9 protein-coding genes are annotated in these 13,445 nt (G+C 46.5%); all 9 read right to left on the bottom strand.

The annotated features are described in order from the left end of the window. Nucleotides 1–52 precede the first annotated feature (52 nt). The 9 genes from BLCOC_RS08020 to BLCOC_RS07980 all read right to left on the bottom strand — a co-directional run bounded on the left by BLCOC_RS08020 (nt 53) and on the right by BLCOC_RS07980 (nt 13,435). Complete coding sequence (locus tag BLCOC_RS08020) at nt 53–940, bottom strand: carbohydrate ABC transporter permease (RefSeq protein WP_029469900.1); 888 nt, start codon at nt 938–940, stop codon at nt 53–55. Between the two features lie 14 nt (nt 941–954). After that, nucleotides 955–1,902, bottom strand: a complete 948-nt coding sequence (locus BLCOC_RS08015; RefSeq protein WP_115624947.1) for an ABC transporter permease — start codon at nt 1,900–1,902, stop codon at nt 955–957. Between the two features lie 11 nt (nt 1,903–1,913). Beyond that, the gene (locus tag BLCOC_RS08010; protein ID WP_165907299.1) at nt 1,914–3,380 is read right to left on the bottom strand and encodes an ABC transporter substrate-binding protein; all 1,467 of its coding nucleotides are present in this window, start codon (nt 3,378–3,380) and stop codon (nt 1,914–1,916) included. Between the two features lie 195 nt (nt 3,381–3,575). After that, entirely contained in the window at nt 3,576–4,844 is a 1,269-nt protein-coding gene (locus BLCOC_RS08005; protein WP_029469903.1) for a response regulator transcription factor, read from the bottom strand. Next, a complete protein-coding gene (locus BLCOC_RS08000; protein WP_115624945.1) occupies nt 4,822–6,567 on the bottom strand; it encodes a sensor histidine kinase in 1,746 nt (581 codons plus the stop codon). Before BLCOC_RS08000 ends, BLCOC_RS08005 begins: the two co-directional genes overlap by 23 nt. Before the next feature lie 136 nt (nt 6,568–6,703). Next, nucleotides 6,704–8,929, bottom strand: a complete 2,226-nt coding sequence (gene bglX / locus BLCOC_RS07995; RefSeq protein WP_115624944.1) for a beta-glucosidase BglX — start codon at nt 8,927–8,929, stop codon at nt 6,704–6,706. Further along, nucleotides 8,926–10,932 carry an alpha-L-rhamnosidase-related protein gene (locus BLCOC_RS07990; protein WP_115624943.1) on the bottom strand — a complete coding sequence of 669 codons (2,007 nt, stop codon included), beginning with the start codon at nt 10,930–10,932 and terminating at the stop codon, nt 8,926–8,928. The genes bglX and BLCOC_RS07990 overlap by 4 nt, the downstream gene beginning before the upstream one ends. A gap of 235 nt (nt 10,933–11,167) precedes the next feature. After that, nucleotides 11,168–12,067 carry a carbohydrate kinase family protein gene (locus tag BLCOC_RS07985; protein WP_029469908.1) on the bottom strand — a complete coding sequence of 300 codons (900 nt, stop codon included), beginning with the start codon at nt 12,065–12,067 and terminating at the stop codon, nt 11,168–11,170. Next, nucleotides 12,068–13,435, bottom strand: a complete 1,368-nt coding sequence (locus tag BLCOC_RS07980) for a family 4 glycosyl hydrolase (RefSeq protein WP_115624942.1) — start codon at nt 13,433–13,435, stop codon at nt 12,068–12,070. Nucleotides 13,436–13,445 lie beyond the last annotated feature (10 nt).

The raw sequence follows: 13,445 nt of genomic DNA, 5'->3' as shown, positions 1-13,445 counted from the left end.
CCATACGCAAAAACAGCCGTAATGATTTCTCATTACAGCCGTCTTTTTTGTTTTAACCTTTCACGCCGCCCACAACAATACCTTTTACAAAATACTTCTGGAAGAACGGATAAATACATAACACCGGAAGGATTCCGATAACCGCAATCGCCATCCTGATCCCCACACTGGGGAGCTGTGACAGATCCACATTGGAGGCTGCCGCACTCTGTCCGCTGGTAAGGAACTGGATATTGGTGATGATCGTGTTCAAAATCGCCTGGATACTGAACAGCTTTTCATTCGTGATATAGTAAAGGCTGTTCATCCAGTCATTCCAGTAACCCAGCCCGATCATCAGCGCCAACGTAGCCATCATTGGTTTTGAAAGGGGAAGCACAATCTTAAACAGTATCTTATATTCCCCTGCCCCGTCAATCCTGGCAGCTTCCACCAGTGCATCCGGTATATTTGCAGTAAAGAAGGAGCGCATCATGATGACGTAAAAGGCATTCATCAAAAGCCCCGGAAGGATTAGTGCCCAAAGTGTATCCTTAATATGAAATGTCTGTGTCCACATCATATAAGTCGGGACCAGCCCCCCGTTAAACAGCATGGTAAAAAATACGAAAAACGAAAACAGGTATCTCCCCGGAAGCTCTTTTCTAGATAGGGGATAGGCAAAGAGTGTGGTGATCAGAACACTCAGCACAGTACCCACCACTGTGACAAAAATGGTAATCCCATATCCTCTCAGGATTTTCGTGCTGCTTTTGAACAGATAGGCATAAGACGCCAGACTGAACTCCTTCGGCCAGAAGCTGTACCCTTCTTTCATGAGTACAGGTTCACTGGTCAGAGAGGAGGAGATGAGCAGCAGAAACGGCGCCAGAGCTGTTACTGCCAGCAGAATGAAGATAATGTTCAAGACGATCTGTCCTGTTTTATTTTTACTGACCATAATTTCCTCCTTTCTCAGAACAGTGCATTTTCTTCATCGACCTTACGGACAATAAAGTTGACAGTCAGGACCAGTATAAAACCCAGAACGGACTGTAAAAATCCGGCTGCTGACGCACGGCCTATATCATTTAACTGGGTCAGTCCCTTATAAACGAATACGTCGATGGTATCTGTCACGGATGATATCAGCCCGGAGCGCATGGGCACCTGATAAAACAGACCAAAATCCGTGTAAAACATACGTCCGATATTCAAAAGTACCATGGTGATAATTGTTCCTTTCAGCCCCGGAAGTGTCACATGCCATACCTGGCGCCACCGTCCAGCTCCGTCCACAGTGGCTGCTTCATAGAGTGCAGAATCAATACCGATAACCGTTGCGTAATAGAGAATACTGGAGTATCCAAATCCCTTCCAAAGATTTACAAGGACCAATATAAAGGGCCAGTATTTTGCCTCTGTGTACCAGCTTACAGTATCTCCGCCCATGGAAACGATCATCTTGTTCAGGAAACCATTTTCCTGACTGAGAAACCCAAAGACTATGTAAGAAACCACAACCATGGATATCAGATACGGGATCAAAATTACTGTCTGGTAGATTTTTTTGTTCATCCTGCCCCGCAGGAAGTTCAGCATAACGGCAACCGCAACCGCTAAAAGATTTCCCAACAGAATGAATACCAGGTTATAGCAGACTGTATTTCTTATAATATTCAGGGCATCCTGGGTTTTAAACAAGTAAGTAAAGTTGCTCAAACCGCACCAGTCACTTCCCCATATCCCCTTGCTGTAGTCAAAACGTTTGAACGCTATGACCAGGCCTGCCATGGGAATATAATTATTGATGATCAGGTAGATAAAACCCGGCAGCATCATGGACAGTAGAGCCAGAGTCATTTTTCTCTTGGCCATCTTCCGATGAAGTCCGCCTGCCGGTTTAACCGCTGTTTTCGCCATGGGTTTCCCTCCTATCTGCCTGCCAGGAAGGTGTCGAGCTGCTCCTGTTTTGCTTTGATGATATCATTCAAACCGGCTGCCTCAAACTCCTTATCAGCCTGTTCAATGGTGCTCTCCACATCCACAGTTCCGGACATAAGAGCCTTATAGTATTTGTCCATAACACTGCAGCAGGCAGCATACTGATCTGCAACTTCCGTTGTGTCAAAAGCGAATCCGAAGGCTTTGGATTTCATGGTCTCCTCATTAAATTTCAGCAGATCCTCAAAGAAAGATGCTCCGTTGACATCCAGAGGAAGGCTGTTTGCAGAGTAAGGTGTGATCCAATACTCATCAGCCATGCCGTAACCGCAGTCAGCGGCTGTCTTGCCGTCCGGGAAAGATATGGTGCCGTCATCATTTTTTACATAATGCGTTCCCTCAATACCGTCATTTAAAAGCTTTGAGACTTCTGCATCTGTGTACAGGATCTCCATGACTTCCCAGGCCGCATCCTTGTCTTTGGAGTTCATATTGATACCGTAGCACAGCTCCGAATAGGAATTAGCCACAGCCCATTTATCTAAAATGACCGTACGGATCATACCGTTCAATCCGTTTACACCATAATTATCAAGGCAGGCAATCGCCTGTTTATTGCCGATCATGGTCTGCCATGGCTGTGTATTGCTCAGAATATCCTGCATGATCAGGCCGTCCTTGTACCAGGCTCGTGTCCAGGTGCAGAATTCCCGGAAATCTTTTGTATCAAACAGGTTCTGTACCTCTGTGGACTGTCCGCATTCCGGAAGGACACCGATGTATTTGCTGTCTCCCAGACCATCCCAGCTCCACTGTCCGATAATCGTATCCGTTCCCTGAGGTGCCAGCGCGTAACGGTCAGGATACTTCTCGTGTGCTGCCCTTAAGAAGGTATCCACGTCCTCCATAGTCAGCTTCTGGCCTTCCTCTATGCCAAATTCTGCCGCAATATCGGAGTCGATATTCAGTCCAAAATAGTTTCCGAAATTCCTCATATTCGGCACTGCATAAATCTTTCCGTTTACCGTTGTACCCTGCATCTCCTCCTGGGACCACACAGCTTTAAACGCATCAGATGCCTTGTCGTAATACTCTGTCAAATCCACAAGCTGCCCATTCTTCACATATGTTGTGAGCGGTGTGGAGTATACAGCGATCACATCTGCCTCGTCACCGGTAAAGAGCAGATTGGACTGCTGCAGCCAGTTTCCTGTTGTAATAAAATTCAGATCCAGGCGGATTTTATATTTCTCCTCTGTGATCTTGTTGATCTCATCCTCCACTTTCTGCGCATCCGGCAGATCATATACGGTAGGGATATGGACATTTACAGTTTTTACCTCATCTCTCCCGGATTCTTTTGAAGAGGCACTATCCCCGCCTCCGCAGGCTGCCAGGGAAACCGCCATGGCCGCCGCACTGATCACAGCTGCTGTTCTTCTGATGTTTTTTCTCATTTCAAACATCCTCCATTCCTTTTCTTTTCCTGCCCATCGACAAGCTTTATGATGTCTCTATTTTATCCGGGATCTCTGTTTTTATCTGTAACTTTCATGATGGGAATTCGTACTTTTGTGATGTTCTGCGTGACTCCTGCCATAGTCCCACCGGAATTCTGCCACTTTCGTGATAGGTCCTGTCGCTTCTGTGACTTATCTCTTTTGATTGTCCTTTCTGTACTCCTGGGGTGTCATCTCTGTCATTTTTTTAAACATTTTAGAAAAGTGAGAAAAATTGTCATATCCCACCTTGGACGCCACAATACTGACTGACAGATGGGTCTCTGCCAAAAGCTTCTTGGCTGCTTTCATTTTCTCCATCATCATAAAATCTTTGAAGGTATCCCCTGTCTCCTGTCTGAACAGCCTGGAAAAATACTCCTCATTTAAATGTACCAGTTCTGCCACCTCCGCTCTGGAAATATTTTTGCTGAGGTTTTTTCTGATATATTTCACTGCCGTATCAATGGGATCTATCTCATCTATATGTCCTGCTGCCTCCACATCATCCCAATAGATCCCCGGCTTTTTCTCCCTATTTCCCTCGATCCGCCTGCCCAGACGCATGAATATATGGCTAAAGGCATAGTCCTCGTCCAGCTCTGCAATGGGATATACGCTCACAGAGAAATCCATATTTTCATTGACAAAAGCATAAAATTCTTCCAGTCTCCTGTGCCACAGCTCCTCCCCAACCGCTCCTCTCTCAGCCGCAAGAAACAGCCAGTAGCGGTTCTCTCTGAGGCAGGAAATCCCTGCCCGAACATCCTGGTCCGCAAACAGTTCCTCCGCAATATTGCAGAGAGTCATGCGTACCAAATTTTCCTCCCACGTTTCTGAAAGCCTTTTCCACTTTAAAATCTGTACAAGAACAGGATGTACAGCACAGCTGTCATACTCCATGCGGAACATCTCCACATAATGCCGGTATATCTGGTCAGCTTCCTCCCCTTTATCCCGCGTCATTTTGGAGAGCATGGCATCCAAAATAGTATTTCTCTGTTCTATGACCAGCTTTCTGGTATTTTCCAGGCGGCGCAGTTTTTTCCTGCTGCTGATGTTATCCCATGCTTTTAGGAGCACTGCCTCCACCTCTTCGTATCTTACAGGCTGCAGCACATAGTCAAATCCCCCCATAGCGATAGCCTCCTTCGCATAGGCAAAATCCGCATGGGACGTGAGAAAAATGCATTCTATCTCCTGGAACTGCTCTTTTGCCCATCTACACAGGGACAGACCGTTCTCCTCGGGCATTTCAATATCACTAACCAGTACGTCCACCTCAAAATTGCGCAGCACCAGCTTTGCCTCCTTTGCGCTGCACGCAGTATAGACCTGACTCACAGGCAATTTCCCCCACTGAATTCCATTCTTCAGGCTCTCCACGATGGCCTTCTGGTCATCCACTAATAATACATTCATCGTTTTGCATCTCCTCCGGTAATATTAACTCACTCATAGCTCCGTCCTGATTGGTAAAATAATACTCTGCCCTCTCCCCATATAAAAGCTGGCAGCGCCGCTTTATGTTGTTGATCCCCACACTGCGGCTGCCTGTATTTGTTTCTTTGTTGATCTCCTCCAAAATTTCCTCAGGATACCCCTGTCCGTTATCCTGAATACTGAGATCCAGAAAACGTCCCTCCTCAGTCACAAGCACATCTGCCGTAATCTGAATCTGCAGGGGCACCTGCACACTTCCGAATCTGGCATATTTCACACTGTTCTCCACAAATGTCTGAATGCATAATACCGGGACCATCCACTGCTCTGCATCCTCCACAGTCTGCACCTCACAAAAAACCTGGCGCCCGGTCACATGTTTCTGCAGTTCTACATAATTTTGTACAAATTCAATCTCCATTTTCAGCGTTACCGTCTCCCTGTCCACCTGCAGAAGATAACGGATGTGTTTTGACAGATTCAGAATCAGCTCCTGCATCTTATCTGTCTCCTTCTCCAGGACCAAGGCATTGAGGGTTTTCAGCCCATTCAGATAGAAATGTGGTTTTAACTGGAGCTGGAGATATTGCATCTGTGCTTTCTGCTTCTCCACAGCCTCCTCCACAGTTCTCACCCGCTGCTTTTCCAGAGCCTGCACCATCTGGGACAGGGTGTCATTGATCTGCCTTATTTCATAAAACCGCGCATCCATATCCGGAACCACAGCACTCTCTCCCGCTCTGATCTCATCCATAATCTCAGTCAGTCTGCGGATAGGTGTGAGCACCTGTCTCCTGGTAAATCGATACAACACACAGACAGCCAGCACAGACAGCACTGTGACAATAAGCAACAGCAGCTGCTGTACATTCATCACACTCCAGAGGTTGGTTTCATATGCTGTAAAAATCCAGAGATTAGTATTGCGGATCCGCTCACCGTAAACCTGGTATTTTCCGATACGATTCGTGTATTCTTCTCTGGAGTCCTGCACCTTTCCCAGCAGTTCCAACTGTTTAGCCAGCTCTTTGTTCTTCAGAATGATACCGTCCTCTAAAATCATCACATCCGTTTTTTTTCCCGCGCTTTCCTGCACCTCATTTTCTATATTACCCAGACTGTGAAGCCCGTACAGAGCTACCTTTCCCTTCTCACAACTGATGGCAAGACAGACCTCATCCTCTGCGGACACTGTCACCCAGCTCCTCATCTGACTCTCCCTGCTGTCCGGCGTATTTAGATTCCTGTTCAAAAGCTGGGTGAGCAGATTTTTCAGAACCGGAGCCTTTTCCGGTGCGATCAGCTCTGTGTTCACATTGTACCAGGGTTTTGTCCTGCCCCCGTAGAAAATATAATAGCCGTGCAGATTCTCCTCGATCAGCATTTTCTGGTTCATGGTCTCCTTTAGTTCCCAGGCATCTCCATATTCCAGAACATCCGGCTGTATCCGGCTCAGCCTGTCAAAATTATCGTCAAAAGAATAGATGTCATAGATGAGCTTGTCCACCTTGTTCATGGCTGCCTCTGTGCTCTCCACATAAGTATGGAGAAGGCCCTTCTCCTGTTCTCTGTTCTTACGCTGGTACTCCCCAATGAGATACCAGTCCATACACAACATAAGTATCAGCAGCGCCAGATAACCTATCATCATTACCAGAACTATAGTTCTATTGAGATATAAGGTTCTGTGTGTTCTTTTCATGATCTTCCCCCTTATGATATAAATGCAAAGGAGCCATAGACACTGCTGGACGCATCCGCCAGTGTCTATGGCAATTACGATTCTAAAATAACTGTTCAGAATACCTTAACAGTTACTTTCAGATAACATACAGACCTTATTTACAGAGGCAAAAATGAGCCTGGTTTTCTGTTGTGCTGTCAGTTCCGATAAACACCAGAAAATCCCCCGGTTCACTGGCAAAGCCGTTACTAGCGGTATGGAAACGCAGCATAGGTTCATCGATGAAAAACACGATTTCCCGCTCCTCCCCTGGCTCCAGCGTTACTTTCTCAAATCCTTTCAGCTCCTTTACCGGCCGCACCACACTGGCCGCCACATCTCTGATATATAGCTGTACTGTCTCTGTTCCTCTTCTTGTCCCCGTATTTTTGATTCTCACACCTGCCCGGACAGTATCCTGCAGGCCCATCTCCTCTTTATCCAACACGACCGGAGATATATGGAAATCTGTATAGCTCAACCCATATCCAAAAGGATAAAGCGGCTCATTGGGAATGTCAATATATCTGGAACGAAAACGCTCCTGCATACCTTTCCTGTTGGGCCTTCCCGTAAAAAACTCATTATAGTGTACTGGCACCTGCCCTACACAATAAGGAAAGCTCATGGGCAGCTTACCGGACGGATATTCTTTTCCTGTCAGCACATCCACAACTGCATTTCCGCCCTCTGTACCGGGACGCCATACTTCCAGCACAGCTCTGGATTTCCCTGCGATCTCCCTGATATCCAGAGGGCGGCCATTGAACAGAACCACAACAATATTAGGATTCACCGCCCGGACAGCCCTGTAAAGCTCCATCTGTATCTCCGGTATGGTAATTTCCCCGCGGCTGGCAGCTTCTCCGCTCTGCAGGTAATGTTCCCCCAAAGGCATGATGACTGTGTCCGCGTTTTTTGCTGCCTTCACTGCCTCAGAAAGCATCTCTTTTTGTTCTTCCGCTGTGAGTTCTTCCGTAGCGTCCTCCCGGAAATCTGCCGGCTGAAATCCAACAAGTCCGCTGTCCCCTCCCATAACTGGGGAACCTTTCAGGTATACAGTCCTCCTGTTGTCAAACACGCGTTCGGCTGCCTCCTTTATCGTCACACAGTCCTTATCATCCCCTGTAAAAGACCAACTGCTCTTTATCTGTTTTTCATCTGTAAAAGGCCCGATAAAAGCAATTTTTTTATTCATATCCAACGGCAGTATCCCGTCATTTTTCAGCAGTACAAAGGATCTCACAGCTGCTTCCCTTGCCAGTTCCCGGTGTTCCTTACACAGGATCACTTCTTTTTCTTTCTCTTCATCAGCGTCCTTATAAGGATTCTCAAATAATCCAAGTTTATTTTTAAGCTCCAGTATCCGCATGACGCATTCGTCGATCCGGGAGATTGACACCTGTCCCTCTTTTACTAGATTTTCAAGATTGGCAGCATACACATTTGTCATCATATCAATGTCCACACCTGCCTCCAGTGCTTTTTTCGCTGCCTCTTTGCTGTCTTTGGCACAGCCATGGGCAACCGTCTCAAGTATGGCAGAAAAATCTGAGATCAGCACACCGTCGAATCCCATCTCGTCTCTCAGAATATCACGCATCAGCCATTTATTCGCACTGGCCGGGATACCGTTTACTGTGTTGAAGGAGGTCATGACTAGCGCTGCTCCCGCGTCAATTCCCGCTTTGTAAGCTGGGAGATAATACTCTCTCAGTGTATGTTCTGAAAGCTCCACTGTATTATAATCCCTTCCCGCCTGGGCTGCGCCATACGCCGCAAAGTGTTTCACACAGGCAGCGATCTGATACGGACTGCTCAGATCATCCCCCTGAAAACCTTCCACCATAGCCTCGGCAAAAAGGCTGTTCAGGTAAGTGTCCTCACCTGTGGCTTCCATCACACGTCCCCACCTTGCATCACGGACCAAGTCTGCCATGGGAGCAAATGTCACGTGAAGGCCTGTAACCGCAGCCTCCTTCGCCGCAGCCCTTGCACATCTTTTTGACAGTTCCGGTTCAAAAGCTGCACCCTGTCCCAGAGGAATGGGAAATATGGTTTTCATGCCATGGATCACATCCATCATAAAAAGCATAGGAATATGATGAGGCTGTGTCTCCATATAATTTTTTTGTATGTCTTTTAGTTTCTTCGCCCCTGCAGTTCCCAGAATGGATCCTGCCATTCGGATATCTCCCTCGTTAACGCCCAGGTCTCCTGCGGGTCCTGTCATGACGCTGTCCGCATCCTCATAAAAATCTCCTGTAAGCTGCAGCATCTGGTCAATTTTCTCCTGAAGTGACATACTGTTTAACAAATCCTGTAACTCTTCCTGTCTCATATCTTCTCAATCCTCCCTTTCTTCCCGCTCTCATTTTTCAAAATAACTTCTCTCTCCGGTTCCAGGGAAATTTCCGTTCCCCAGACCCTCAAAGTGCCTCCCGGCACCGTGGACATCACCCTGACTTCCCGGCTGTCCATGGACACTGACACACTGCCGCCCGCCACAGGAACTCTGCCCGAAAAGGATGTAATCCCTCCCAGATCTGGACACACTGTAAACGTATCATAACCGATACCGGTATTCTGCACACCCAACCGGTAATTTCCCAATAGATAGACAGGGCTTGCACTCCATGCATGGCATAGGGATTTCTCATAAGGATTTCCATACATGGCATAGTGTTCTGCCCCCTGCTGTTTTGGATCATATGCCTCATACAGAGTCGTGGCCCCTGTTCCCAGCATACTTCCGTAATAGGTGCGGATGGACTGCTCCAGAATATCTGTATTTCCTTCCATACAGTGTACCTGATTTTCATAAAATTTGAAATAAGGTGTGGTGATCTGCGGCACCTTTTCATTCAGAATCACATGGGTATAAATATCCCTTTTCTGTTCCTCTGTACAGGGAAGAAAAAGATATGCCAGAATATTTGTCTGGCGGGTCACAATATTCTTTCCGGACTCATAACTGTCAATAAACACATGGTCCTGCCGGTCATAAAAACGCTCAAAAACCGCTTTCTGCACATCCTCCGCCAGCCTTTGATATCCTTTGTCGTCCCCTTCCAATAGCTGCAGGATTTTTCCAAAACATTCCATCGCCTTTGCGTAGAGGATCTGCTCTGCGCAGACTGCCCCGGTCTTATCCATGGGTGCCCAGTCAATGAAGATCCAGTCTCCCGGCTTTTCCCGCATAAATCCGTCACTGTCCGTTCTGCTTCTGCAGAAATCCATTACATACTCCATCTGGGGCCTGATCTGCTCCATGAATTTCCGGTCCCCATATGTACGGTAATACTCATACAGACTGATGATCCAGAAAAAACTATAGTCCATAATAGTATTAATGTGCACCTTAAACGGGGTCTTCCCTCCCAGCGCAATCAGGGTTCTCCTCTCCAGATCCCGATCCAGAAACAAGTACCGGTTTACAAACAGACACTGGTACGCATCCGCTGCCCACACCCACCTGTCCCTCTTAATGCCGTCCAGAAAAAACTCTCTGCAGTTCAGATGGAACGTATATGCCGCTGTGTCCCATACCCGGTTCAGAACCTCATCGCTGCAGCAAAAGCTCCCTCTGTATGTAAGAGGCAAGTATTCATACTCCGCCTCCACTTCCGCATTTCTGTCACTGACAAAAATATAGCGGAATGCATACGGTTCAAAGGAAATATTTCCCTCAACAGGCTGTCTGTCAAAATGTATCACACTCCATTCCCTGTCCAGAGCCTCCTCCCTGGATTCCCCGAATTGAATATACACTTTTCTGTCACTCAGCCCGAAGAATCTGGTTCCTGCAAAGGTCTCTCTGCCAAAGTCAAAGAGCACACCGTTTTCCAGTACCTCTCTCTTTTTATAATATATCTTTTCATAGGAAAAAGGAAATACTTCCGGCGTTTTCTCCGCCTCTGTGAACATGGAATTCGTCCCCACAGGTGCCCAGTCCTGGCTCATATCATCTGCCGTCCAGGTCTCATCGCTGTTTACTAAACCCTCCACATAAATACAGGGAAAGGACTCTTTATTCGATGTACGTATAGTAATTTCTACAGTTCCCGGATCTAAGTCAATGACACTTCTGCCGCCGTATTTTCTGATATTTTCACCTCTGTATTTGTCTCCGATTTTTGCCACAGTGACTGAAAAAGTTCCGCATGCCCGAATCCGAATGCTGCCTCCCTTTGTGGTCACTGTCTTTCTGAACTGCACTACAGGCTCCGGTGTGTACATTTTCCACACAACCGGCTCCGGATATCCATACTGCTGTCTCCTGTTGTGCAGTAAGAGACTGTGATATATTTCAAAATCTCCGAATTTCCAAATCCACTGGCTCACTCCGTCGTCCTCCTTCTATCTCTCAAATGCTGATCTGGCTTCTGAATGGTTACGTTCAAGATAACATTTTTGTTTCATTTGGACTACTTTTTTCATGACTCCCTTTGTCGGTTTTGTGACTTTGTAAAAAAATACCGGTTCTGTATCATAAATGATACAGAACCGGCGAATATACACCAATACCATATATTGATCTGTAAAAGCCTTGCCCCTGCAAAGTTTTCCATCCTGATCCCTATGGAATTTGACTGGCAAACTGCAGCAGCTCCTCCTCATATACATATTTTGTAAGACATCCAACCCCCTGTACGCATGTGCCTCCTGTCACATTTCCAAACCGGATACACTGCTCCACGGGATAATCATGGTATAATCCATAAATAAAACCACTTAAAAATGCATCGCCGGCTCCTGTGGCGTCTACAGCCTCCACATTTTTCATAGATGGAATGATAGATATACCGTCTTTATTCTTAAGAAGACATCCATCCCGGTCCAGTTTAATAATAACATCACTGAAAAATTCCGACAGCCGGTCCGCTGCCCCTTCTACTGTACTCTCACCTGTTATTTTTAAGGCTTCTTTCTGATTGGGAACGTAATAATCCGCAATCTGCAGATACTCTCTGTATTTATCAATAGACAGATCATCACTCCACCCTGTATCAAACACCTGTATTGTTCCTTCTCCCTGCAGTTTTCTATACACATCTAAAAATCCCTCGTGCATATCCACCACTTTCGCCCCTTTCAGGCTTTCATATATCTGGTCAAGGACCTCAGAAGTGATCTCCACCTCATCCCTGTAAGAGACAAAACTCCTGTCATGCTCCCAAACCATTGTGGAGGAAAGAACTACCGGCATTTTATTCCCTTTATAAAGGTTTACCAGCTCCACATGGTATGCCTCAAACTCCTTTCTCACGAAATCTGAAAAGCAGTCCTCCCCGATGAATGTTACAACCCTGGAAGGGATACCCAGGCGCTGGAGATTGATCATGGTAGCAGGAATGCCTCCTCCCAGCTGCATGTCAAAACTCTTGGAATATATCTCTTCACCGGCCACTGGCATCCGGCTCAATCCCTGATAGAGTAAATCAATATTGGTAAAGCCTGCTCCTCCAACGAAATCCATCTATGTCCACTCCTCTGTATAGTTTTTGTTTGATTCTATATATTGTGAAACCAGCTTCTGTGCAAGGGAGTAGGAATTCACCAGCGGGTGCAGCATCAGGCAGTCAACTGCTTTGGAACGGCTGTTTGTCCTTAATGCCTGGGACGCATAGCGCTCATAGCTTTTAACCCTTCTGATCAGTTCCATCTGCAGTTCTCCCGGCTCGTCAATTTTGTGGGGTATATACTTTCCGTCTCGGATGGTGCAAGTGATCTCCACCACATCCGTATCTCTCAGTCCCGGAATTGCCCCCTGGTTCGGGACACAGAGGATCATCTCACTCTCCTGTCCGCTCAACTCGGAATACATGTATTTTAGCGCAACTCCGGCATATCCTCCGCTGTCTTTTTCGTAAATATCAAAAGAAAATGGCGGTTTCCCGGTCTTTATTCCCGTTTCATTGGCCATATATGCATTTTCACGCATACCATACCACTTTTCAAATACACGGAGGCAATTATCGAAATCATGTTCGATATCCATATGGGAAAGTTCTTCTGTCATACCGCGGTTCACATCCCTGATAACCTCACCTCTCGTAATACCTGCTTTCAGGATATTCTCAAGTGCCATTTCCCTATAATAGAAGTAATATAAATATTCATTTAATATACATCCCAGGTGCTTTGCAAGATCTTTTTCAAAAAAACGCATATCCGTCTTTTGGTATACTTCATCTTCCTCCAGCAGTCTGGGCATAATATCCTGTCCTTTAAGCTTTACATTACTGAAAAAGGACAGATGGTTCAGTCCATAGCAGTCACCGGTAACCTCATCCTGACTTACATGGTTCAATTTAGCAAATGCATGGAGCAGGCTGCTGGGAGCGTCACAGATACCATAGGTAAAATCATATCCCAAATCCCGCAGTGTCTGGGATACTACTCCCGCCGGATTTGTAAAGTTGAATATTTTGACATTAGGAGATGCGTATTTTCTTGCCAATTCACAATATGTACGCAGTGCAGGTACTGAACGCATAGCAAAGGAAAATCCGGCAGCTCCCGTGGTCTCCTGTCCCAAAACGCCCAGATCAAGGGCTATTTTTTCATCCCGGATACGCATATCGTCTCCGCCCACCCGAATGGTGGTGATGATGTAGTCCGCATCGGTGACTGCCTCCACCGGATCTGTTGTCAGTTTAAAATCAAGTTCCGGTCTGATCCGCCTGGAGACCTGCTCTGCCATCTTCCCGTAGATATTCAGCTTTTCTGCATCATTATCCATAAATAAAACCTGTGTGAATCCCAGTTTACCTGCACTCTGTGCCAGGCTTTTTGCCAAAAACATAGAGCGGACACCTCCGCCTCCTATTACTGTTATCTTCATTTATCGTCCT

Origin of the sequence: Blautia coccoides, assembly GCF_034355335.1 — a bacterium.
Taxonomy (GTDB): domain Bacteria; phylum Bacillota; class Clostridia; order Lachnospirales; family Lachnospiraceae; genus Blautia; species Blautia producta.
The sequence above is the reverse complement of the archived record's forward strand: the minus strand, read 5'-3'. Positions and strand labels throughout refer to the sequence as shown.